This is a genomic window from Coriobacteriia bacterium (assembly GCA_018368455.1).
Classification (GTDB): domain Bacteria; phylum Actinomycetota; class Coriobacteriia; order Coriobacteriales; family UMGS124; genus JAGZEG01.
This window is the reverse complement of record JAGZEG010000002.1, coordinates 112,027-135,254: the sequence shown is the minus strand read 5'-3', so window position 1 is coordinate 135,254 and position 23,228 is coordinate 112,027. Positions and strand designations below refer to the sequence as shown.

Sequence of the window (23,228 nt, the reverse complement as noted above, 5' to 3'; positions counted from 1 at the left end):
ACCTCCGGGTGCTTGCTCGTTTTGCCTGTGTCTAGCAGGCGCCTGGTCTATGCGCCGGCAACGATCCCCACGTTGGGCTGGTTCGCCTCGGCTCCTATGGTCGGGGGTGCCGGCGGCTCGTCCTGTTCGGTGATGAGGATTTCCACGATGTCGCGTGCAAACGATCGGGCCGACGTACCGCCGAGCCACAGCTGGTTTGCGCAGCCCACCGCCTCCATCGCCGGTTCGCCGTTCAGCGCGGTCACGACGATGCCACGGTGCTGCAACACGTAGAAGAGCGGCATGGCGACTTCGTAGCCGTCAGAGCAAACGAGCGTGATTGTGTTGGCCTCCTCTGTTGGTTGGGCCGCTTCGACGAGCGCTGCCAGCTCAAAGCCTTCGACCGCTGCATTGGCGCTCGCCAGACCGTCTGCGGGATTTCCGGCACACGTGCAGCCCATCGTTATGCTGACAGGCGCCTGATCCTCAAGCTGCCCGACGTCGTAGGCACCGGGGTTGGCAACATTGCCGTTTACAAGAATCTGACAGATGGCGTCAACCGTACCCTCGGTCTCAACTTCGCGGGATAGCCCTCCTGCGTTCGCTTCGTCAACTTGTGCTCCGCAAAGCACGCGCGATGCGCCATAAAGTGACTTGGATAGCGACGCGTTGTCTGTATTCACGCCCTGATCCCAGGCGAATGCCCCCTGGATATCGTGGATCGAGCGAAGGCTCGTCGGGGCGTTCCATGTGGGCGCTTCCCTGACCGATGCCTCTGCGCCGGGCGCATTTGCCTGGATCGTGCCTGCGGCTTCGCTGGCGAGTGTGATGTGCCCCGCCAGTCCGAGCGTCGCTATCGAGGCGAGTGCGACTGTGCCAGCCAGTGCTCCCTGTTTGCCAAATGCGCTCGTTGCGTTGCGCTTTGCGTTCATGAGGACGCTCCTTCTCCTCTTGCGAGGTCGTCTACGCTGCGTTTTCTTCGATGGCGGACATGTCGGAGGTCGCGTTGAACATGATCTCAACGGGCTCCTCCGTCACGAGGCCGCTCTCGCTTTCGCATCGGACAGACAGCACATAGGCGGCGTCAGTCTCGGGAGTGAACGAGAAGTGCCAGATGACCCAGTTGTCAGGCGTGGAATCCGACGTGTCGAAGCGCGTCCAAGTGGCGCCACCATCCATCGAAAACTCAACCGCGACGATCTTCTGGTCCATGGCGTCTGCGTACCCGCTGAACTCGTATGGCTGGCCCGTTTGGATGACCTGGCCTTCGCTGAAGTTGAAGATGCCGGCGATGGGCTGATAGCCGCCGCTGCCGGAGTCCTCCTCATCTTCTGAGGCCGGAAGGACGGAGATGTCGCTGACCTGCTTGACGCACTGGCCGGCACCGGCATGGGGCACAATAACCTGCACGGGATATCCCTGTGCCCAGGGAAGAGGCTCCCCGTCAATCTCGTAGCACAGGTAGACGTCGCTGTAGTACTTGTCCTTTACCGCCGTGCCCGTAAATCCGTCGGGGGCGCTGACCTGCACCCCGCCAAAATCCTTGCTATCGGGATCAATCCCGGCCGCCTCGAGAAGGGCGCTGAGCGGAACTCCGGTATAGACAGCGTTGCTGATGAGGGGGCCACCCGTCGGGTTGAACACGCAGTGCATCTTGAGCGGAAGCGTGACGCTGTCGAACTGTTCGATGATGTCGGGCAGCGTCCACGTTGTTGTCTTGCCGTCGAGATCGGTGACGGTGATGGTCCATGAGTCGAACGTCTCCTTGTCGAGCGGAGCGTTCTCTGCCGTCTTGTCGTGGCGCAGGTAGTCCAGGTCGTAGCTATTCCAGTCGAAGTCGAAAACGCTGTCGATGGGCGTCGTGAGGTCCTGATCGTAAGAGAAGACGCCCTGAACGTCAGCTATGGGCACGATCCCGCGCAGCTGATCGTGCTTGGCCTCGTCCCACAGCTGCATGCCATCACCGGAGCCCGTCGCAACATGACAGTTCCAGCAGTCTGCCTGGCCCGTGCTGTGGATACCGTGGATGAGGGATCCGAACGACTCCTGGTTCGTGATGTAGCCGAAGCTGAATACGCTTGTGTGGCAGTCGATGCACATTTGTACGGTGGTCTGAATGCCGTAGTCGTTCGTGATGTCAACGTGCGAGTAAGTCATTGTGTTGAGCAGCTCGGCCAGATCGGGATGGCAAGAGTTGCACCCTCGGGCGTCGGCCTTGAGGTAATACGTGTTGTATGGGACGTTTTCCTCAGGCAGGTGGTACGTGTAGGATGTGTCGAGCGTTGTGTGGTTGTCGCCTTCGGTGGGCGTGCGCTGGACGAGGGTGCCGTCAGCTAGGCGCGTCACCTCAGGTGCATAGACGGTGTAGACGTCTTCGCCGGATGGCGACTCCTCGGCTGCTGAGGCGGCAGAGGCCCCTCCTAGCCCGAGTGTCGCGGCAAGACACAGCGCAAGCGCGAGCGTTGCCCTTCTGCTCTTTTTTGGTTGCATGTGCTTCTCCTCCCTCAAGGGTTGCTATGCCTTCCGGCGGCGTTGCGGCGTTGTCGAGTGGGCCACCTTGCAGGGCGTGCCGCGTTGGCGGGCGGGCGCAGACGATCCGACGAAAGGTTGGGCGAGTACGATACGGTGTGCCCCTTGGGCTTGCGCAAGAGGCTACTTTCCGGGGGAGGGGCGCCCCGTTTTTGAGCGCGTATCCTCGTAAGGGCCGCCATCGCTGCTCATTTATCTCCACCTGTTGCTCAAAATCCGCCTCATGTGAGGCCTGAAGGACGTCTGTTGTGCCGTGCCCCTGGGGCACGCTTTTGGGTGTCTGCGAAGGTTTGGGTGTCGGGGTGCTCTGTGGGTCTCGGCTGTCCGCGCGCCTCGCGACCCCCGCCCGCTCCCGTCGCCCCTTCTCGCGGGCATCTTCTATGGTGCCGCTTGCGCCCGTCGCCTCAGGGCCGCGCTTGTGGCATGCTACGGCTCAGTGACGCGTCTCTTGCCCCGGTCACCACCGGGAGGAGGCGCCTAAAACCGTACACAGGCTCCACGTAGGCAGGAGAAGTGCCATGCTTTCAGAGCGCATGCTCACCAAGGTCATCAAGGTCATGACGAAGCGCGAGCTCGCGCTCAAGCCGACTGACGAGCAGTTCTTCCCGGCTCCCAACCCGGGCGAGCGCTACATGCTCTACATGCACGTGCCGTTCTGCGAGCGCCTCTGCCCCTACTGCAGCTTCAACCGCTACGCCTTCCGTGAGGACATCGCCCGCCCCTACTTCGAGCACATGCGCAAAGAGATGCTCATGGTGAAGGACCTCGGCTACGACATCGAGAGCATCTACTGCGGCGGTGGCACGCCCACGATCCTGCTCGACGAGCTGTGCAAGACGCTCGACCTGGCTCGCGAGACCTGGGACATCAAGGAGGTTGCCTCCGAGACGAACCCCAACCACCTCACGAAGCCCTACCTCGAGCAGCTCACGGGTCGCGTCCAGCGCCTGTCCGTCGGTGTCCAGAGCTTCAACGATGACCTGCTCAAGCAGATGGACCGCTACGAGAAGTACGGAAGTGGCGAGGAGATCAAAGAGCGCATCGCCGAGGCCGAGCCCTACTTCGACCTGCTCAACGTCGACATGATCTTCAACTTCCCCTCGCAGACGGAGGACATTCTGCGCAAGGATCTCGAGACGCTTATCGAGATCAACGCGAAGCAGACGACGTTCTCGCCGCTCTACGTCTCGTCAGCTACGTCGCGCAAGATGCAGGCGACGCTTGGCAAGATGGACTGGGATCGCGAGTACCGCTTCTATCGCATCATCGACGACACGCTGGCTGGCGGCGACAATCCGCGCTACCACCGCAGCACGATCTGGACATTCAGCCTCAACGATGGTTCGGCTGCCGCGGCGGGGGCGCAGGCCGGCGCGGGCGACATGATCTGCGGCGGGCGCTCGGCGGGTGACGGTGCCCAGGCCAAGCCGGCGCACATCGAGGAGTACCAGACGAACTACGACGAGTATCCTGCTATCGGCAGCGGCTCTGTCACGCACCTCAACGGGAACCTCTACGTCAACAACTTCAGCATCAAGGACTACAACGCGGCCATCGACGCCAGCCATATGTCCATTATGGGCAAGTCGGTCATGAGCAAGCGCGACCTCATGCGCTACAGCTTCCTCGTGGAGCTCTACAAGCTGCGCCTCGACAAGAAGGCGTTCGAGCGCCGCTACGGCTGCACTGTCGAGGCCGGCCTGCCGATGGAGATGACGTTCATGCGGGCCAACAAGGCGTTCGCGACGAACACGGCCGAAGAGCTCACGCTGACGCCCATGGGCCGCTACCTGACGCTCGTCATGTACCGCCAGTTCCTCAGCGGCCTCAACAACCTGCGCGACCAGGCCCGCGCCGCGCTCAAGGGCGAGGAGAGCAAGCTCACGTTTGGCGACGGCACTCAGCTGTAAGAGATGCGCCCCGGTCCGGTTGCTCGCTGCCTCGCGGTTGGACCGGGGCACGCTGGGCTCGCGTGAGGTAGGCGTCCCCACTGGGGAAAGCGTGACTTTGCAGACGCGCGGCGGGTATGCGGCCAAAAAGTCGAGCCGTGTATGGGGCCCTCTGGGGGCGCCTCCCCTCGGGCCGCCGTGCGACTCCGCAAGTTAGCTTCCGGCCTGCACAATCGTACGGCACAGCTTAACTTTGCGGATCCCTACGAAATCCCGTCAACCGCGCACCAGATGCCGCCTATTCACGATCGGCATTTCGGGCCACGAAAGCGTCGCTCCTCGCCGGCCTATGCCCGCGCCGCCGCCTTTCGCATCCTCGTGAAGAAGAGCCCCAGCACGACGACGGCGAGCGTCACCTGCAGAGCGTTCATCGCGCTGAACGTCGTCGTGATGGCCGCCGCCTCTCCCATTGCCGGCGTCATGAGGTCCATCATCGAGAAGAACGCTGCGTTGACGCCCGCCGCGCCCGTCATGCGCAACGTGCTTGACACGGCCGTCCCCTGCTTCGCGTTGCCGAGCTGGTTGATGCCCCACGTCGTCAGAACCTGGTTGAGGCAGGCCGTTCCCGAGAAGCGCAGCGTCTGAAAGGCGATGGGCATCCATAGCGGACTGTCCGGCTCGAGCGTCGACAGCAGTCCCGACGCGCTGATCATCAGCGCGAACCCCACGATGACGATGCGCCTCGGCCCGTTCCGGTCGAGCAGGCGTCCGGCGATTGGCGAGAGCACGGCCATGGCCAGCGCGCCGGGGAGCATCGTGAGGCCCGACAGCGTGGCGGAGTATCCCTGCGCATCCTGCACGAACAGGCACACGAGCGCGTTGATGGCCAGGATGGAGCCCTGCAGCAGGACGACGGCGACGCATGCGAGGGCGAATGGCCCGTTGCGCAGCGTGCGTACGTCGAGCAGGGGCTCGTCGATGTGTAGCTGCCGGCGCACGAACACCGCGCCCATCGCAACGCCCACAAGCACGGGCCCCCACGTCTGGGGGGCAGCCAGCCCGAACGTACCCATGTCAGACAGCCCAAACACGATGGCTATGGCTGTGACGCTCGAGAGTACGAACGAGGGGACGTCCAGGTGGCAGGGGCGGGCGTCGTCAGGCACGCGGCGCAGCATGACGAACGAGGCCGCGATGCTCAGCGCTGCCATGGCGCCTGTGATGGAGAAGATGCTGCGCCAGCCGAGTGTGTCGGTGAGAATCCCGGCGAGCACGGGCCCGACGGCGGGGGCGATGGACACGGCCATCATCGCGACGCCCATGGCCTCGCCGCGTCGGTGGTAGGGGAATATGCGGAACACGACGAGTTGGACGACGGGGATGGCGATGCCTGAGCCGCATGCCTGCACGACGCGTCCGAGTACGAGCACGACGAAGTTGTCCTGCAGAGCTCCGATGGCCGCGCCGAGCGCGAACACGCCGAGCGCCGAGCAGAACAGTGGCCGCAGCCGGAAGCGCGTCATAAAGAAGGCCGTGAGCGGGGCCATGACGCCGAGGAACAGCGTATACGTCGTCGTGAGCCACTGGCCCTGGCTGGGCGTGATTCCGAACTCGCGCATGATGACCGGAAGCGATGACGTCATCGTTGAGGCGTTAAGCGCCGAGGCCATCTGTCCGACGACCATGGCGCCCAGGATGGCCCAGGCGAGTCGGGATGTCAGGCCGTAGGGAAACGCATCCGGGTCATCGGGAGCGGGCGTCTCTGCGGGACGGGGGACCTGGCTGGTGACGGGCGACGGCCCTGAGGACGCGGGCGCGGCCCGCCGATCGGGTGCGCTTGCCGTTGCCACCGCCGGGGCGGCGTTGGGCTGCTCGCGATGCGCCTGTTCTTTCCTGCCTGCCGTACGCCCCACCTCCCCGTCTTGTCCTTCGTACTCTACTCGCGCTCCTGTCGGGAAATCGTGGATAACTTGCGATCAAAAAGTTCCGAAAACTTTTGCTAGACAAGGCGGGTAAAGGTATGCAAGAATACCTCCCGCAGCACGCAAGGGAACGCCGACGAGCTTCACCGGCACCGAGCGTCGCAGCTATGGGGTGGTAGCTCAGCTGGTTAGAGCGCCGGCCTGTCACGCCGGAGGTCGCGGGTTCGATCCCCGTCCATCCCGCCATAGCGACTTGCCAAGCCCGAGGTCTTACGGCCTCGGGCTTTTTTGTGTTCACGAGATGAATGCAGCAAAGGCCACGGATGTGAAACCGTCGGCGCAGGGCATCATTGCGCGGGAGAGTGGCGCGTTCCAAACTCGCGCGTCTTAGTGCACGCTGCATGGTGGAGAGCCAATGCGGGTCGAGTAGTGTTAACGGGAGGGGAGCGATGGACGAGGCACGGCGCCAGAAGCCTGTGGAGAAGGCGTGCACGCGCATCGCGGTATTCGACCTTGACGGAACGTTACTCGATGGCCAGTCGGGGACGCTCGTCCTGCGGTACCTGCTCCGGCATCGCTTGCTGTCGGGCAAAGCCGGCTCCAAGGCGGCCTGGTGGGGCGTTCGCTACAAGCTACACCTGCCCTATCGCCAGTCAGAGGTGCGCGAGATCATCTTCGAGGAGCTGCGTACGCTGCCTTCCGAGCGCATTGGGCAGATCATGCGCGACTTTCACAACGAAGTCATGGTCCCGCTCTATCGCAAAGACGGCATCGCCGAGCTGCGTCGCCGGCGCGAGGCGGGCGAGTTCACCATTATCGTTTCCGCCACATTCAACGCTATCGCTCAGGCCGCCTGCGCCTACTTGGGGGCTGATGCTGCGCTCGCTACGCTTATGGAGCGCGACGAGGAGGGGCACTTTACCGGGCGCGTCCAGGGGGAGGTCACGGCGGGCCCCGAAAAGGTGCGGCGCGTGCAGGCCTTTGCTGACGAGCGCTTTGGCGAAGGCGCCTGGGAGGTTGTCCGGGCCTACGGCGACCACTACACCGACTTGCCTCTTCTCGAGATGGCGCGCTCCTGCTTTGCCGTCGACCCTGGTCCCACGCTGCGTCGTGAGGCCGAACGTCGCGGCTGGCCTCAGCTGATGTGGAAGTAGGCCGTCTCGCATGGCGACGAAGCGGCCTATTCAGCCTCCCGAAATACCGCTCAACGTGCCCGCGTTCCAGGCGAAGATCCGCGAGGAGGGGGCCCGCACGTGGCGCGACCTCCCCTGGCGGCACACGCATGACGCGTACGAGATCTGGATCTCCGAGGTCATGCTCCAACAGACGCAGGTCGCCCGCGTGCAGACGCGCTGGGAGGAGTGGCTCGACCGCTTCCCGACCGTCGATGCGTTGGCTGTGGCGAGCGACGCCGACGTGCTGGCCGCCTGGCAGGGGATGGGCTACAACCGACGGGCGCTCGCCCTGCACGAGGCGGCCCGGCGCGTGTCCGAGGATCACGGCGGCGCGTTTCCCCGAGAGCGTGAGGCTCTGCTGGCCCTGCCGGGCGTCGGCCCCTCCACGGCGGCGGGCATCCGGGCCTTCGCCTTTGATGAGCCCGACGTCTACCTTGAGACGAACGTGCGCGCCGTCTTCATTCACGAGCTGTTCCCGACGGCGCAGGCGGTGGCCGACGCCTCGCTCGTGCCGCTCGTGCGCCAGGCATGCTCTGCGACTGACGTGCGTGGTTGGTACTACGCGCTGCTGGACTACGGAGCCTGGCTCAAGCGCTCTATTCCCAACCCGACGCGCCGCGCGACGGCCTACACGCGGCAGTCGCGCTTCGAGGGCTCGCATCGCCAGAAGCGCGCCTTTGTGTTGCGCGCGCTGCTTGACGCCCGCCAGACCGGTGCACAAGGCGGCATGGCTGCGCCCGAGCTTGCCGACGCGCTGTCGGCGGCCGAGCTCAAGGCGGGACGGGCGGCTGTGGATGAGAAGGATGTCGAGGCCATCTTGGCCGAGCTGGCGCGCGAGGGGTTCTGCCGCGTATCGGGCGGGCTGTGGCATGCCGGTTCGGGCGCGTAGGCTGCAGCGCGCTGCCGCAGCTCATTGCCCATAAGATAACCAAAGTAAACACGTAGAAAGCGTGGCGGGATGTGCCCGGCGGGCGCTCGCGGAGGCATCCGGGTACCATTATTAGGAATCTGTACGAGGTCAACCAGACCTCGGGAGACGAAGAAGAGGAGAGGGACCATGGATCTCAAGGGTTCGCAGACCGAGAAGAACCTGCAGGCCGCTTTCGCCGGCGAGTCGCAGGCGTCCATGAAGTACGGCTACTATGCCAAGAAGGCCCACAAGGAGGGCTACGTCGGCATCGAGGAGATCTTCAACGAGACGAAGGGCAACGAGGCTGCCCACGCCAAGCTGTGGTTCAAGTATCTCCACGGCGGCGACGTCCCCACGACGGCCGAGAACCTGAAGGACGCTGCTTCCGGCGAGAACTACGAGTGGACCGACATGTATGCCGGTTTCGCCGAGACGGCCAAGGCCGAGGGCTTCGACGAGATCGCGGCCAAGTTCGCGGCCGTGGGCGCCATCGAGAAGGCTCACGAGGAGCGCTACAACAAGCTGCTCGCCCGTCTCGAGAGCGGCGAGGTCTTCAAGCGCGAGGACGTCGTCGTGTGGAAGTGCTCCGTCTGCGGCCATCTGCATGTGGGCAACGAGGCCCCGAAGGTCTGCCCCGTCTGCGGCCACCCGCAGGCGTTCTTCACGCAGCAGAGCATTAACTACTAAGTCGAGGGGCGGTGTGCTGGGACGGGGCCGCTGACAGGTGACTGCCTGGCTCGGTCAGTCCTCGTACCGCAACGTTGGAGGGGCAGGGGTTGCGTTTCCTGAAGATGGGAACGCGCCCCTGCCCCTCCTCGTTGCACTGCGGAATCTCGCCCTGCAGTCACCTGTCAGCGGCCCCTGCGCGCCGTCCTCGCTTCTCCGTGGGGGGAAAGGTCAAGGGCGTGGGGCCGGCGAGGGAAGGGTCGCGGGCTGGTGCGGGGGTCGCGGCCCCAGAAGTCGAAGGGCGTGGGCGGGGGCGCGCATCGCTGCGCTCGCGCTTGGAGGAAGGGCGGCTTGCTTGCTGGGGAGCGCCGCTTTCTCGGGCGCGCGTCGCTGCGCTTGCGCTTGGAAGAGGGGGCGCCGGACGATTGGGAGCGCCGGCTGCTCGGGCGCGCATCGCTTCGCTCGCGCTTGGAGGAGGGGCGGCTTGTTTGCTGGGGAGTGCCGCTTTCTCGGGCGCACGTCGCTTCGCTCATGCTTGCGATTCCCTGAGTGAACTCGTAGGATTTGTGTGCGGCGGCAGACGGTATTGCCTACATCCCCGTATGCTAGAATCATACATGTGCAGTACAGACGTTGTTACGCATTTTTAAGAACGTAACAACGCGCTGGCTCAATTGTGATTATTTGAGTCGCGCTTCCCTTGCTGGCCCGATGTTTTGCCCTCTGGGACAAACCATCGGGCGATTGTCGTTTGCAAAGAGGGGCGTGTCTGAAATAATGGCGGTACCACTTTGTGGGCATGTCCTACCTGCGGTTTTAATGCCAGCAGAAGGATGTGTTTAAAAGGAGAGGGGGGCTTTGAGCCCCACGGTCGCACGTTGAGGAAGAGGGAGGTGTTTGAATGGCAACACAACAGGTCGTCGAGGCAAGCAAGGCTGAGTCGATCCTGGAGTCCCGCGGTATCTCCCGTCGCAGCTTCCTCAAGTATTGCGCCGGCCTCGCCGCGATGATCGGTCTTTCCGAGGTGGCGGCCCCGCAGGTCGCCAGCGCTCTCGAGAATGTGATCGGTCAGGCTCAGGGCAATCTCAAGCCGATCATCTGGGTGGAGGGCTCGTCGTGCACGGGGTGCACCGAGTCGTTTGTCCAGGTGGAGTCGCCTGATGTTGCTACGGTCGTGCTCGAGCTGCTCTCCGTGAACTACATGGAGACCATCTCGGCTGCGGCTGGCTATTCGACGGAGGAGGCGCGCAAGCAGACCATCGCCAACGGCGGCTACATCCTCGTCTACGAGGGCTCCGTCGTTGAGGGCTGGGAGGGCAATGCCCTGCGCGTCGCCGGCGAGAAGGGCACGGAGATCCTGCTGGAGAGCGCTGCCAGCGCCGACGCCGTTGTCGCCATGGGCTCCTGCGCATGCGATGGCGGTTGGCAGGCTGCGCGCCCCAACCCGTCTCATGCCTGCGGTGTCCAGAAGTTCCTGCAGAAGAACGGCATCGAGACGCCGGTCATCAACATCCCGTGCTGCCCGGCTAACCCCGAGTGGCTCGTGGCTGTGCTCGTCGAGTACCTGCTGATGGGCCGTCTGCCTGAGCTCAACGCCAAGAACGAGCCCAAGCTGATGTTCAATCAGACGATCCATGACAACTGCCCGCGTCGTGGCCACTTCGAGAACGGCGAGTTCGTGTACCAGTTCGGCTCCGAGGAGGAGAAGAAGGGGTACTGCCTGTATCCGCTGGGCTGCAAGGGCCCGCAGACGTTCACGAACTGCCCGATCGTCAAGTGGAACCGCCGCACGTCGTTCTGCATCGAGGCCGGCTCGCCCTGCCTGGGCTGCGGCGTCATCACCCCGATGCACCCGGCCATGAACTGGGTCGACGAGAACACGCCTTTCCACGCGCGTCATCGTTACTACCAGCTCTTCGACTGGAAGATCTCCCCGGCGGCTATCGGCGGCGTGCTCACGGCCGCTATCGCCGTGGTCATCGGCGTGCATGCGTTCGGCATGAAGCTGACGGGTCGTACGGACGGCGGCGCTGACTTCGAGGTTGAGCGCGCCTACGACATCAAGAAGCACAACGGCCAGGCCACCGAGTACGCCAAGGTCGCCAACAAGCTCTACGACGAGCTGGACGACGAGGGCGTCGAGAAGCGCAAGCTGCGCGGCAAGGCCCACTCGGTCAAGCTGGCCGAGGAGAACGGCATCGATCTCAACGATACCGATACGAAGGGAGGTGCGCGATAAATGGCACGTACGACTATCGACCCGGTAACCCGTATTGAGGGTCACCTGCGTATCGAGATGGAGGTCGAGGACGGCAAGATCGTCGACGCTTGGTCCTCTGCCGGTCTGTTCCGCGGCATGGAGCTCATTCTCGAGAACCGCACGGCTGATGACGCCATCCAGATCGCCCAGCGTATCTGCGGCGTCTGCCCCGTGTCGCACGCCAACGCCGCCGCCATGGCCTCCGAGAAGGCCCTGGGCGTCAACCCGCCCGAGGGCGGCCGCATGGTGCGCAACCTCACGGAGTTCGGCCAGTTCCTCTACTCCCACATCACGTGGTTCTACGTGCTGAACGGCCTTGATTACATCAACCCGCTCAACGCTGTGAACGCTGATGTCGCGGCTGCCCTCCAGGCTGCCCAGGAGGCTGGCACGTCCACGGCCGACTTCCAGAACATCAAGAACCGCCTCGCCGCGTTCGCCGAGAACGGCCAGCTGTCCATCTTCTCGGGCAACTGGTTCGACGCGAACAACGCCGACGGCAGCGCTGCCTACCAGCTCTCCCCTGAGCTGGACCTCATCTGCACGGCCCACTACCTCGAGGCTCTCGAGCAGCAGGCCAAGGCAGCTGAGATCAACGGCATCATCGGCGGCAAGATGCCCCACATCACGACGTGCCTGACCGGTGGCACGGCCTTCTATCCCACGGCGGAGAAGCTCGACGACATCAAGTTCCGCTTCGACGACATCGCCAAGTGGGTCAAGGCCACGCTCTGGCCCGACGCCCTCATCCTGGCCAAGGCCTATGAGAACGGCTTCGAGTACGGCAAGAGTTACGGCGACTACATCGCGTGGGGCGTGTTCGAGTCTTCGTCGTTCGAGCTGAACGACCGTTACCTGCCCGCCGGCGTCCTGCTGGCCGAGGGTGACGACTGGGTGCTCGAGGACGTCGATCCTCGCAACATCGTCGAGGACACGACGCACGCCTACTACAAGGAGCACGAGGCCAAGGACCCCATCGAGGGCATCACTGACCCGTGGTTCCCGGCGACGGGCTACGACACCGAGTCCAAGTACTCCTGGTGCAAGGCCCCGCGCTACAAGGGCAAGCCCTGCGAGGCCGGCAGCCTGGCGCGCGTTCTCGTCGCGTACAAGCGCGGCGTCGAGCGCATCGTCGAGCTCGTTGACGAGGCTCTGGAGGCCCTGGGCCACAAGGGCGAGCTGCACTATCTCGAGTCCACGACGGGCCGCATCGTCGCCCGCGCCTGCGAGACGGTCTACCTGGCTGAGCGCGCCCAGCAGGAGGTCACGGATCTCATCGCCTACATCGCCAACGGCGGCTGCGACTGGTATACGAAGCCGACGAACGACTCCGGCCAGGGCGAGGGTCTGTGGGAGGCCCCGCGTGGCGCCCTGTATCACATGGCGGCCCACGAGGGTGGCAACATCAAGTCCTACCAGATCATCATCCCTTCGACGTGGAACCTGAGCCCGCGCGACGCTTCCGGCGTGCTCGGCCCGCTGGAGAACGCCCTCATCGGCGTCGAGGTCGATGACGTCGAGAAGCCGATCAAGGCCCTGCGCCTCGTCCACAGCTACGACCCCTGCACGGCTTGCTCCGTGCACGTGTTCGAGCCCAAGACGGGCAAGAGCTTCACGTCGCTTGAGAGCCCCTGGGGGGTGAGGTAAATGGCACACCTCGCGCACTATCGTGAAGCGCACCCGATGCCCTTCGTGATCACGCACTGGATCAACCTGGTGTGCATGTTCCTGCTCATCTTCACGGGCTTCTACATTCACTACCCGTTCTTCCCGCTGGCCATGAGCATGGCGCGTGGCATCCACGTGTTCTGCGGCATCGTCGTCACGCTCAACTGCCTGGCCCGTATCCTCCTGTCGTTCTTCATCAAGAGCTCGCCGACCGGTGGTACGCGCTCGCAGGTCCGCGACATCTGGACGTGGCTGCCCCAGAAGAACAGCCGTCACCAGTTCATCGCGTGGATCAAGTACTACCTGTTCATCCAGAAGGAGCACCCCCTGGGAGCCAAGCTCGGCGTTCCGCAGAAGATCGCCTACCTGGTCATCCCCGTGTGCATCCTGCTGATGGCCTGGACGGGCTTCGCGCTGTGGATCCCGACGAGCGAGTGGGGCATCTCGCAGTTCCTGATCAATGGCATGGGCATCATGAACGTGCGTCTGTTCCACTTCTTCGTGATGTTCGTGATCATCATCATCATGATGTTCCACATCTACCTGGCCAACATCGAAGGCATCGCGCCTTCGAAGCTCATCCTGTTCCGCAAGGAGCACGGCGGCCTGGTGTACGACCCGGTGAAGCGCAACGTCGTTGGCTTCGACGGCATGGGCGAGGAGCCGAGCTTCGGCGAGGCCCCGGCCACCGGCACGATGAAGACCCGCAGCTAAGTTTTTCGGGCGCTTCTCTGCCACAAATGCGCTGCCCTTGCGTGTGGGGCGCGTAAATGTGTGAGATGGCCGGCCTCGGATCCGCGCGATGGGTCCGGGGCCGGCTTTTGTCTATCGAAGGGGACACAATGCGCGTCGCGGTGATCTGCATCGGCAATGAGCTGCTGCTCGACGAGGGCGTGGGGCCGGCGTGCGGTCGCTATCTCGCAGCCCGCTACGAGCTGCCGACTGAGGTGGATGTGCTCGACCGCGCGGTCATGGGCATGGCCATCATCTCCGACCTGCGCTCATACGATCGCGCGCTCGTGCTCGACGCCGTGGAAGTGCCAGGTGCCGAGCCGGGCGCGCTGTTCTCGTTCGCTCCGGAGGACGCCGCGACGAGCGGCCCGGGCACGTTGTCGTTGCATGAGATGCGCTTCGCCGACGTGTTGGCGGCGGCCGCGCTCATGGGCGTGAGCTGCGAGGGACACTGCCTGGGCGTGCAGGTCGAGAACATGTCGCCCGCCAACTTCACGATGGGGCTGACGCCGCGTGTCGCCGCCGCCGTCCCGCTGCTGGCTGCCGCCGCGGCGCGCTGGCTGCGTGACGAGCTGGGCCTGGAGGTGTGCGACCGCCTTGATGACGAGGACGCCGTGGCTGCCTCCCAGCTGCGCTCGACGCTGCCGATGCCGCAGGTGATAGGCGCGCCCGACGTTTCCGTGATGACGCGCTATCTGACGGCGGGCCTGCGGGCTGTGGGTGCTGAGATCGTGGGTGACCCTCGCGGCACGGAGGGATCCGACAGGGCGCTCGAGCGGGTCGTCTGCACTGTCCCCGGCTGCGCTGGTGAGGCTGCGACCGCATTTGCGGAGCTGGCTGCCCGGCTGGGCCCCCGCGTGGAGCTGGGCCTTGCCGTAGACGGGGACGCCACCGGCCGCGCTCTGCTCGTCGTGGATGTGCGCCCCACGACGAACGACCACGATTGTGATGTGGTCATCGGAGCGGTGCAGCGGCTCGTCCGCTCGTGCGCTACGATGGAAGGCGATGCCCGGTAGCGAGGCGCCTGATGTGCGCGTTCGATAAAGGAGGCCCCATGGCCGACGGCAACAACAACGCGAGATTTGTGGGTTCGCCCAACGACGGCGACAAGATCCCTCATGCCCCGCGTGGCATGCGCTATGTGGGCTTCTGCCGGCAGTGCGGGCAGTTCGTCGAGGTGGGGCCCGACTTCTCGTGCAAGAGCAAGGGACACCCGCGCCAGAGCATCGCCGTCGCGTTGTTGCTGGGGCTCGACGAGCCCAAGCCTCACATGCCCTCGCTCAACATCGGCGCCCTGTTCATGCCGGCGCTGTGGGGCCCGGTGCACGGCCAGTGGTTCATGATCCTGTTCTACCCGCTGTGGCTCGTGCTGGACAACCTCATCTACGCCGCGGTCCACGGCCAGCAGATGGCGTGGCTTGCGGCGTTTGCTGCCATCGGCACGGCGGCCTTCACCATCTATTACGCCATGCGCGCCAACGTCCACGGCTACATCCGCGTCGCCTCAGAGAAGTCGCTTGAAGAGTATCTGGCGACAGAGCGCAAATGGAGCATTTTGTTCGTCCTCATAGGGGTGGCGTTCATCGCGTTCGCCACGTGGTATAACCTCGCAATCAGACCGGGTTTGAGCGTATAGCCTGCGAGATGTGGTTGGCGGCGGCGCTGTGGTGCAGCGCTTCTGCTCGCCCGGTGCACAGGCCCTCGCTCGCCCGCGCCCTGCGACGCGACGAACGAGGAGAAGTCCATGAAGATCAGCGACATCCTGGCCCAAAAGCGCACGTTCTCGTTCGAGATGTTTCCGCCCAAGGGCGACCTGCCCATCGAGACGGCGCTCGAAGTGGGCGGCGAACTTGCGAAGCTCGCTCCCGACTTCGTGTCGGTGACGTACTCGGCCGGTGGCACGGGCAACTCCGCCAACACGTCGGCCATCGCCTGCCAGCTGCAGGAACGCACGGGCGTCACGACGATGGCGCACCTCACGTGCATGGGCCTGCACGAGTCCGACGTCGACGTTTTCATGCATGGCCTGTCTCAGGGCGGCGTCCAGAATGTGCTTGCGCTGCGCGGCGACCCGATGCCCGGCCGCGAGCCCGTCGACTTCAACTATGCGAGCGATCTGATCGCCTACCTGCGCCGTCGCTGCGGGGATGCCCTGTGCATCGGCGCGGCGTGCTATCCCGAGGGCCACGTTGCCTGCCTGGACTTCCGCCGTTCCATCGAGCGCCTCAAGGCCAAGCAGGACGCCGGCGCCGACTTCTTCGTGACGCAGCTGTTCTTCGACAACGAGCTGTACTACCGCTTCCGTGACGCGGCCGACGCGGCGGGCATCACGGTGCCCATCGTCGTGGGCATCATGCCGTTTACGAGCCAGTCGCAGGTCACGCGCATGACGTTTACCTGCGGCGCCACGCTGCCCTCGCCGGTCGTCAAGCGCCTGGCCCGCTATGCCGACGATCCGGAGGGCTTGCGCAAGGCTGGCGTCGAGTACGCCTGCGAGCAGCTGTGCGATCTGGCGCATCACGGTGTGGCCGGCCTGCACGTCTACGCGATGAACAAGCCTGCCGTCGCCGCCAGCGCCGCTGCCGCCCTGCGCGCCGTGGGTTATCTCTCTGAGTAGGGCCTCCGCCGCATGAGGTTCGACATCGCGAGCATCGACCGGGCCGAAGTCCTGCGCTATTTGGGATATGCCGGCCAGGACATGACCGAAGAGCTCTCCGCGCGCATCGACGCGATGGTGGCGCGCTGCCTTTCGCTGTGCCAGCCAGCGGGGGCGTGGCGCGTCTACGACGTCGCCGGCGTTCGCACGCGTGATGACGGCATTCCCGAGCTGGAGCTCGATGGCTGCGCCCTCGCTCCGTATGGGCGCGACATCACGGCGCATCTCGCCGGGGCTCGCGCCGTGGGCGTTCTTGCCTGCACGCTCGGCATCCCAAGCGAGCGCGAGCTGCGCCGCCTCTCGCAGGCTGACCCGCTCGACGCCGTCGTGTTCGACGCCGCGTGCACAACGCTCGTGGAGCGCGCCGCTGACGCTACGGAGGCGCAGATCGTGGCCGAGGGCCGTGAGCGCGGGCTGTTTCCCAACGCGCGGTACAGCCCCGGCCATGGGGACTGGGGGCTCGACGCGCAGCCCCAGATGCTCGCTGCCGTCGACGCCCAGCGTCGCCTAGGGCTCACGCTGACGCCGACGCTGCTGCTCGTGCCGACGAAGAGCGTGACGGCCGTCATCGGCCTGTTCGATGAGCCCCAGCCTACGCACCTGCGCCTGTGCTCCAAGTGCCACTGCCGCGAGTTCTGCGAGATTCGAAAGACCGGGAGGACCTGCCGTGGATAACGCCGCACCCCGCCATGCCTGGCCGGAGGATCGCCTGACGCCGCGCCCACGCCGTTGCAAAGACGAGCATCTCGCCCGCGTTCTGGCGGGGGAGGACCTGCTGCTGTTCGACGGCGCCATGGGGACGCAGCTCCAGGCGCGCGGTGCGAAGACCGGCGAGATCCCCGAGCTGCTCAATCTGACCGACCCCGACCTCATCACGAGCGTCCATCGCGCCTACGTCGAGGTGGGCACCGAGATGGTCGCGGCCAACACGTTCGGCGCCAACCGCCTCAAGCTGCAGGGCCAGGCGAGCGTTGATGAGGTGTTCGCCGCTGCCATCGCATGCGCCCGGGCGGCGGGGGCGCGCTATGTCGCCGCGGACCTGGGGCCCATCGGCACGCTGATGGAGCCGCTGGGTACGCTGAGCTTTGACGAGGCGTACGAACTCTACGCCGAGCAGGTGCGCGCCGCCACGGCTCACGGCGCCGACGCCTTCCTCGTCGAGACGATCGCCGACTTGGCCGAGATGAAGACCGCTGTGCTGGCGTGTCGCGAGCAGAGCGACCTGCCTATCTTCGCGACGATGACGTTTGGCGAGGACGGGCGCACGTTCCTCGGCACGACGCCCGAGGTGGCCGCCGTCACACTCAGCGCGCTGGACGTCGACGTGCTCGGCATCAACTGCTCGCTGGGGCCCGATGACACGCTGCCCCTCGTTAAGCGCATGCTGCCCTATGCCAGCTGCCCCGTCATGGTGAAGCCCAACGCCGGCCTGCCCAAGATGGTCGGCGGCGCCACGGTGTACGACATCACGGTCGAGGAGTTCTGCGGCCCCGTCGCGCAGATGCTCGATGCAGGCGTCTCCGTCATCGGCGGCTGCTGCGGCACGAACCCGGCTATCATCGCGGGCGAACGTGCGCTGATCGACGCGCGGGGCGGGAAGCCTGCGCCGCGCGGTGCCTGCTTCGAGGGGCTGGCCGTGTGCTCGGCGCAGGAGCTCGTGACACTGGAGGGCCGCGAGGTCGCCGTCATCGGCGAGCGCATCAACCCGACGGGCAAGAAGCGCCTCAAGGAGGCCCTGCGCAGCGGCAACCACGACTACGTGATGGGGGAGGCCATCGCTCAGGTGCAGGCGGGCGCCCAGATACTCGACGTCAACGCCGGCCTGCCCGAGATAGACGAGCCCGCCGTGCTCGAGCGGCTCGTGGGCGAGCTGCAGGGCGTCACGACGTGCCCGCTGCAGATCGACTCGTCCGACCCGGTGGCCATAGAGGCTGCCGTGCGCTCCTACCCGGGCAAGCCCATCATCAACTCCGTGAACGGCACAGCCGAGAGCATCGCCGCCGTGCTGCCCATCGCGGCGCACTATGGCTGCGCGGTCGTGGGGCTGACGCTTGACGATGACGGCATCCCCGAGACGGCGGAGGCGCGCTACGAGGTGGCGCGTCGCATCGCCGACGCCGCCGAGGCCCGGGGCATCCCACGCTCCGACGTGCTCATCGACTGCCTCGCCATGGCCGTGTCGACAAACCAGGCGGGCGCCGCCGAGATCCTTCGCGCTATCCGGCTTGTGCGCGAGGGCCTGCCGGGGGCGCACTGCGTGCTCGGCGTGAGCAACGTGAGCTTCGGCCTGCCGTTTCGCGAGCTGCTCAACGCGACGTTTCTCACGGCGGCGTTCGAGGCGGGGCTCGACCTGCCCATCATGAACCCGCTGTCGGAGCGCTACATGGACGTCGTGCGCAGCTGGCGTGTGCTGAACTGCCAGGACGAGGGCGCGTCCGATTACATCGCGGTATACGCGGGGCGCTCGGACAAGAAGGCATCGAGCGGCCCATCTGGTGCGCCGGTGGTGGTCGAGGGCGGGCCGGCCGGAGCCCCCGGCGTGGCCGAGGCCGGCACTGCGGATGTCCCCGAGAGCCCGGAGGCGCGGGCCCACGAGCTCATCCTCACGGGCCGTCGCGGCCCCATGGCCGACACCGTGCACGAGCTGCTTGCTACGCACGACGCCATGGACGTCATCAACGGCGTGCTCATCCCGGCGCTCGACGAGGTGGGCGAGCGCTTCGAGAAGGGGACGTTCTTCCTGCCGCAGCTCATGGCCGCGGCCGAGGTGGCAAAGGTCGGCTTTGAGGTCATCCGCGAGCAGGCGGCCTCGTCGGGCGCCGCTGCTGCCACGTCGAAGGGAGCCGTCGCCATCGCGACGGTGAAGGGCGATATCCACGACATTGGCAAGAACATCGTGCGGATGCTGCTCGAGAACTACGGCTACGAAGTGTACGACCTGGGCCGCGATGTCGAGCCGCAGAAGGTGGCCGACTGCGTCGTCGAGCACCACCTGCAGCTCGCCGGCCTCTCGGCGCTCATGACGACGACGGTGGGCGCCATGGGGCAGACGATCGAGCTGCTGCACGAGCAAGCCCCCTGGTGTCGCGTCATGGTGGGCGGCGCCGTGCTCAACCCCGAATACGCCCAGATGGTGGGCGCGGATTTCTATGCCAAAGACGCTGCCACGGCCGCTCGCATCGCGGCGGAGGTGTTCGCGTAGAGGCCGCATCGCTCGAAAGGCTGTTTGGTGTTGTGGGCGTTGGCTGACGGGCGGTGCGCCTCGACTTCCCCAAACGTACAATTGAATACGTATGCCCGGATGCGCCCGCTGTGAGAGGCGCGGAAGACCGGGACGTCTCGGACGAGGAGAAGCGATGCTCGACAAGCTCAGCGAACTGCGCGCGCGATGGACCGACCCCTCTCGCAAACGCCTGCCCTCGTGGGCACACCTCATCATCCTCGTCGTTATCGCCGTCCTCCTCGAGGTGTTCCTCTTCAACTTCCGGCACTGGGAGTCGCTGGGTTATGAGGAGCAGGTGCTGCGCGACACGCCTATCCGCGTGACGCGAGCCGACTACTCGCTGGGCTTCTCGAGCCTCGACACAAAGATCCACAACGTCAAGGTTGAGGTTGCCAGCAGCACGAGCAACGACAACTCGAGCGTGTGGGTGAGCTACGCCGTCACGGACGAGGGCAATAGCGAGCCGTACTACCTGCCCGTCGCCCAGCTGCACCCCGACAACGAGCGCAGCGAGGTACAGTCGGTCTTTACGTACGGCAACATCAAGAGCCTGCGCGTCTCGTTCCCCGGTGACGTGTGGGGTGGAGTCGACGGGCGGACGCTCGTCGCGAGCAACAGCTTCCCCATCACGGTTAACAGCATCAGCATCAATGCCGAGGTTCCATTTGCTTTCAGTTTCCTGCGTCTCTCGCTGACGTTCCTCGCGCTGTGCGTCGTCTGGTTCCTACGTCCCAACGGTGCGCTCGGCCGCATTCCGGCGCTGTCGACTGGCTGGGGTGCCCGCGCCATCCGCGGCGGCGTGCTGGCTGTTGTGCTCGTGCTGCTGTTCGTCTACTGGACGTCGTTCCCCAAGTGGGTCGCCATCGCCACGGCGAACTACAACGCCGACGAGTTCTCCGGTCGCACGGGCGAGCTCTACGAGGTGTTTGACCAGCCCGATACCGCGACGAACGAGTACGCCAAGCTGGCGCAGGCCTTCGCGGCGGGCCAGCTTGACCTGCTCCAGGAGCCGCCGCAGTGGCTCATCGACATGGATAACCCGTACGACTACGGCGCCCGCAGCGAGGAGAGCACGCATCACCTGCGCGGCTATCTGTGGGACACGGCCTACTACGACGGCCAGTACTACGTCTACTTCGGCGTGCTTCCCGTGCTGGTGTTCTACCTGCCGTACTACCTGCTCACCGGTTTGACGTTCCCCAACTCGGTTGCCGTGCTCATCCCGACGCTGCTGTTCGTTGTGGGGCTGTACTCGCTGATGCGCGCGCTTGTGCGCTACCGGTTTACGAAGACGAGCCTCGGGACGTTCCTGCTCGTGTTCCTGGGCATCCTGTGCGCCTCGCAGCTGCTTGTGGGGCTTGGGCGTCCGGGCTTGTACAACGTGCCTGTCTCGTTCGCGCGCTGCCTGTCGGTGTGGGGGCTGTGCCTGTGGTATCGCGGCTGGTGCAAGGGCAGCCCCGTGCGGCTTGCCGGCGGCTCGCTGTGCATCGCGCTCATCTCGGCGTGCCGTCCCCAGCTGCTCATTCTCATCCCGCTCATGTTCGTCATCCTGTTCCTCATCGTGCGCAGCAAAGATATGCCGCGCCAGCAGAAGATCACCTGGTCGGCATGGCTGCTCGTGCCTGTCGTTGTCGTGGCGGCTGGCGTCATGTGGTACAACTGGGCGCGCTTTGGCTCCGTGACCGACTTCGGCGCCGCGTACAACCTGACGTACAACGACATGACGCACCGCGGGCACAGCATCGTGCGCATGCTCGAGGGCGCCTACTACTACCTGTTCAACCCGCCGTACGTCGTGTCGACGTTCCCGTTCATGCACATGGCCAACGTCTACCCGGGCTTCTCGGGCACGACGACGTACGAGCCCATGCTTGGCGGCGCGTTCCTGCTGTTCCCGATGCTGTGGTCTCTCGTGATGCTCGGGAGCGTGCGCAAGGGACCGCACGCAGACCGCCCCGTGTTCTGGATGGCGGGCTACCTGTTCGCTGCGGCTGTCATCCTCGTGCTGTTCGATACGGAGGGTGCCGGCATCCTGCTGCGCTACACGCAGGACTTCGGGTTCATCATTGGTCTGGCGGCGGGCCTGGTGTTCCTGCACCACTTGGGCGGCGCTGGCGTTGAGGCGGTCTGCGCTCCGGCGCTTGCGAGCTGTGAGGAGGAGACGCCCACTGCCGATGCGGGCACGCCGGCCGCCCTGGAGGCTCCCGTCGAATCCGGCGCTCTCGTTGCGAAGCCCCGCCGCGGCTGGGCGATCGCGCTGTTTGCGACTGTGGTGGCGAGCCTGCTGTTCACGATGCTCATCATGATCGCGATGCACGATCCGACGGGTGACCTGTCAACCGGCGGCAGCTATCCTCCGCTGTGGGAGTATCTGCGCCAGACGTTCATGTGGTGGCTGTAGCGCGCGGCTTGGCAAGGTAGGTCTACGCAAGCGGGGGAGGAGCCGTCGGTTCCTCCCCCGCTTTTTTGTGCGCTCGTGCCTTGCGACTCTACGCCGCCCCGCCCGTTTTTCGCGCGGCGGCGCGCTTCTTGGCGCTCGCCGCTTTCTTGACGGCGGCCTTACGGGCGGCCTCTTTTGTTTGGGGCGCCTTCCCACAGCTCGGACAGATGTCTGCGAGCGGGCATGGCAGGCCTGCGCCGACCTCTGCCCACGCGTCTCGGCCGCTCGCGTCGGGGTATGTCCCGATGGCGTCGAGGAACTGCTGCACCTTGGCGCTCGCCTCAGACCCCTCGGCTGCGGCGACGCAGGCGGGCTTTCGGGCATCGCACACCTGCCGGCCGAACAGCACCCATTGGTGGTTAACCGGCTTCCACAGATCCGCCGGGATAAGCTTGAGCAGATCCTGCTCGGCGTCGAGCGGTTCGGCGACTGTCGTGAAGCCCATGCGGGTCGCGATGCGGAACACGTGCGTGTCCACCGCGATGCCCTCCACAATGTCGAACGCGTTGTTGAGCACGATGTTTGCCGTCTTGCGCCCCACGCCGGGCAGCTTTGTGAGCTCCTCCATCGTCTGGGGTACCTCACCGCCGAAGTCGCTTACGACCATGCGGGCGGCATCGACGACATGGCGCGCCTTGGAGCGGAAGAAGCCCAGCGGGTGCACGACATCCTCGACTTCGGGCAGCGGGGCTGTGGCGAGGTCGGCCGGCGTGGGCCAGCGCTCAAACAGCACGGGCGTCACGCGGTTGACGGCGGCGTCGGTCGTCTGGGCTGAGAGCAGCACGGCTATGACGAGGCCGAAGGCGTCGCGATAGTGCAGCGCGCACTCGGCTTGCGGGTAGAGCGCGCTCATGCGCCGGCACATCTCGACGGCGCGCTCCCGCTTTGATGCGAGCGACTCTCTGGGCATCCGAACGGCTCCTCTCCCTGCGACCTTCCGCGCCCGGCGCGGGCTGCCGAGGCCCATGCCATCACGTCGGCCCATTCTAGCGCACCGCTCCACGCCTGAGATGAGCCGCCGGTCGAAACGGGCTGCCATGTCGCGGAGCCGTATCCCTCGCGAAATCAGTCGGCAATACACGGCAGCGAATAATACTGTCTCGCCTTCGGAGCCATCTGCGAAGTTGCGGATGGCCGACCTGACCGCCCCGCCCGGATCGTCAAGGCCCGGGCCGTCCA

General features: G+C 65.3%; 17 protein-coding genes and 1 tRNA gene. 14 read left to right on the top strand and 4 right to left on the bottom strand.

What is annotated here, in order from left to right:
* Positions 1–47 precede the first annotated feature (47 nt).
* Together KHZ24_01840 and KHZ24_01835 are read right to left on the bottom strand one after the other, a co-directional pair.
* The gene (locus KHZ24_01840; GenBank protein ID MBS5449945.1) at positions 48–911 is read right to left on the bottom strand and encodes a molybdopterin-dependent oxidoreductase; all 864 of its coding nucleotides are present in this window, start codon (positions 909–911) and stop codon (positions 48–50) included.
* A gap of 31 nt (positions 912–942) precedes the next feature.
* Positions 943–2,469, bottom strand: a complete 1,527-nt coding sequence (locus KHZ24_01835; protein MBS5449944.1) for a molybdopterin-dependent oxidoreductase — start codon at positions 2,467–2,469, stop codon at positions 943–945.
* Between the two features lie 557 nt (positions 2,470–3,026).
* On the opposite strand from KHZ24_01835, the gene KHZ24_01830 reads away from it, so the two are divergent.
* The gene (locus tag KHZ24_01830) at positions 3,027–4,418 is read left to right on the top strand and encodes a radical SAM protein (protein MBS5449943.1); all 1,392 of its coding nucleotides are present in this window, start codon (positions 3,027–3,029) and stop codon (positions 4,416–4,418) included.
* Between the two features lie 326 nt (positions 4,419–4,744).
* On the opposite strand, the gene KHZ24_01825 is transcribed toward KHZ24_01830, so the two are convergent.
* On the bottom strand, positions 4,745–6,247 hold the full coding sequence (locus tag KHZ24_01825; protein ID MBS5449942.1) for a DHA2 family efflux MFS transporter permease subunit: 1,503 nt from the start codon (positions 6,245–6,247) through the stop codon (positions 4,745–4,747).
* 241 nt (positions 6,248–6,488) lie between these two features.
* Here KHZ24_01825 and KHZ24_01820 point away from each other — a divergent pair.
* From KHZ24_01820 to KHZ24_01760, 13 genes are all read left to right on the top strand, one after another.
* Positions 6,489–6,565, top strand: a tRNA-Asp gene (locus tag KHZ24_01820).
* Between the two features lie 203 nt (positions 6,566–6,768).
* Positions 6,769–7,473 (top strand): haloacid dehalogenase-like hydrolase, encoded by a 705-nt coding sequence (locus KHZ24_01815; protein ID MBS5449941.1) that lies wholly within the window; start codon positions 6,769–6,771, stop codon positions 7,471–7,473.
* 10 nt (positions 7,474–7,483) lie between these two features.
* Entirely contained in the window at positions 7,484–8,383 is a 900-nt protein-coding gene (locus KHZ24_01810; GenBank protein MBS5449940.1) for an adenine glycosylase, read from the top strand.
* Positions 8,384–8,551: 168 nt separating this feature from the next.
* Positions 8,552–9,091 (top strand): rubrerythrin family protein, encoded by a 540-nt coding sequence (locus KHZ24_01805; GenBank protein MBS5449939.1) that lies wholly within the window; start codon positions 8,552–8,554, stop codon positions 9,089–9,091.
* 880 nt (positions 9,092–9,971) lie between these two features.
* Positions 9,972–11,309 (top strand): hydrogenase small subunit, encoded by a 1,338-nt coding sequence (locus tag KHZ24_01800; protein ID MBS5449938.1) that lies wholly within the window; start codon positions 9,972–9,974, stop codon positions 11,307–11,309.
* Positions 11,310–12,977: a nickel-dependent hydrogenase large subunit gene (locus KHZ24_01795; protein MBS5449937.1), complete on the top strand. Its 1,668-nt coding sequence runs from the start codon at positions 11,310–11,312 to the stop codon at positions 12,975–12,977. It abuts the gene before it with no gap.
* Entirely contained in the window at positions 12,978–13,712 is a 735-nt protein-coding gene (locus tag KHZ24_01790) for a cytochrome b/b6 domain-containing protein (protein MBS5449936.1), read from the top strand.
* A gap of 128 nt (positions 13,713–13,840) precedes the next feature.
* Positions 13,841–14,746 (top strand): hydrogenase maturation protease, encoded by a 906-nt coding sequence (locus KHZ24_01785; protein MBS5449935.1) that lies wholly within the window; start codon positions 13,841–13,843, stop codon positions 14,744–14,746.
* Between the two features lie 38 nt (positions 14,747–14,784).
* Complete coding sequence (locus tag KHZ24_01780) at positions 14,785–15,366, top strand: hypothetical protein (GenBank protein MBS5449934.1); 582 nt, start codon at positions 14,785–14,787, stop codon at positions 15,364–15,366.
* A 108-nt stretch (positions 15,367–15,474) separates the two neighbouring features.
* Positions 15,475–16,347: a methylenetetrahydrofolate reductase gene (locus KHZ24_01775; protein ID MBS5449933.1), complete on the top strand. Its 873-nt coding sequence runs from the start codon at positions 15,475–15,477 to the stop codon at positions 16,345–16,347.
* Between the two features lie 12 nt (positions 16,348–16,359).
* Positions 16,360–17,061, top strand: a complete 702-nt coding sequence (locus KHZ24_01770) for a vitamin B12 dependent methionine synthase (protein ID MBS5449932.1) — start codon at positions 16,360–16,362, stop codon at positions 17,059–17,061.
* A complete protein-coding gene (locus tag KHZ24_01765; protein ID MBS5449931.1) occupies positions 16,967–19,588 on the top strand; it encodes a homocysteine S-methyltransferase family protein in 2,622 nt (873 codons plus the stop codon). Before KHZ24_01770 ends, KHZ24_01765 begins: the two co-directional genes overlap by 95 nt.
* 154 nt (positions 19,589–19,742) lie before the next feature.
* A complete protein-coding gene (locus KHZ24_01760) occupies positions 19,743–22,010 on the top strand; it encodes a hypothetical protein (GenBank protein MBS5449930.1) in 2,268 nt (755 codons plus the stop codon).
* An 88-nt stretch (positions 22,011–22,098) separates the two neighbouring features.
* Here KHZ24_01760 and nth read toward each other — a convergent pair whose 3' ends face one another.
* On the bottom strand, positions 22,099–22,959 hold the full coding sequence (gene nth / locus KHZ24_01755) for an endonuclease III (protein ID MBS5449929.1): 861 nt from the start codon (positions 22,957–22,959) through the stop codon (positions 22,099–22,101).
* Positions 22,960–23,228 lie beyond the last annotated feature (269 nt).

Coding starts and splice junctions, on each gene's coding strand:
- KHZ24_01815 (MBS5449941.1), top strand. CDS start 6,769: ATGGACGAGGCACGGCGCCAGAAGCCTGTGGAGAAGGCGTGCACGCGC.
- KHZ24_01760 (MBS5449930.1), top strand. CDS start 19,743: ATGCTCGACAAGCTCAGCGAACTGCGCGCGCGATGGACCGACCCCTCT.
- KHZ24_01770 (MBS5449932.1), top strand. CDS start 16,360: ATGAGGTTCGACATCGCGAGCATCGACCGGGCCGAAGTCCTGCGCTAT.
- KHZ24_01795 (MBS5449937.1), top strand. CDS start 11,310: ATGGCACGTACGACTATCGACCCGGTAACCCGTATTGAGGGTCACCTG.
- nth (MBS5449929.1), bottom strand. CDS start 22,959: ATGCCCAGAGAGTCGCTCGCATCAAAGCGGGAGCGCGCCGTCGAGATG.
- KHZ24_01830 (MBS5449943.1), top strand. CDS start 3,027: ATGCTTTCAGAGCGCATGCTCACCAAGGTCATCAAGGTCATGACGAAG.
- KHZ24_01840 (MBS5449945.1), bottom strand. CDS start 911: ATGAACGCAAAGCGCAACGCAACGAGCGCATTTGGCAAACAGGGAGCA.
- KHZ24_01810 (MBS5449940.1), top strand. CDS start 7,484: ATGGCGACGAAGCGGCCTATTCAGCCTCCCGAAATACCGCTCAACGTG.
- KHZ24_01790 (MBS5449936.1), top strand. CDS start 12,978: ATGGCACACCTCGCGCACTATCGTGAAGCGCACCCGATGCCCTTCGTG.
- KHZ24_01775 (MBS5449933.1), top strand. CDS start 15,475: ATGAAGATCAGCGACATCCTGGCCCAAAAGCGCACGTTCTCGTTCGAG.
- KHZ24_01805 (MBS5449939.1), top strand. CDS start 8,552: ATGGATCTCAAGGGTTCGCAGACCGAGAAGAACCTGCAGGCCGCTTTC.
- KHZ24_01785 (MBS5449935.1), top strand. CDS start 13,841: ATGCGCGTCGCGGTGATCTGCATCGGCAATGAGCTGCTGCTCGACGAG.
- KHZ24_01835 (MBS5449944.1), bottom strand. CDS start 2,469: ATGCAACCAAAAAAGAGCAGAAGGGCAACGCTCGCGCTTGCGCTGTGT.
- KHZ24_01765 (MBS5449931.1), top strand. CDS start 16,967: ATGAGCCCCAGCCTACGCACCTGCGCCTGTGCTCCAAGTGCCACTGCC.
- KHZ24_01780 (MBS5449934.1), top strand. CDS start 14,785: ATGGCCGACGGCAACAACAACGCGAGATTTGTGGGTTCGCCCAACGAC.
- KHZ24_01800 (MBS5449938.1), top strand. CDS start 9,972: ATGGCAACACAACAGGTCGTCGAGGCAAGCAAGGCTGAGTCGATCCTG.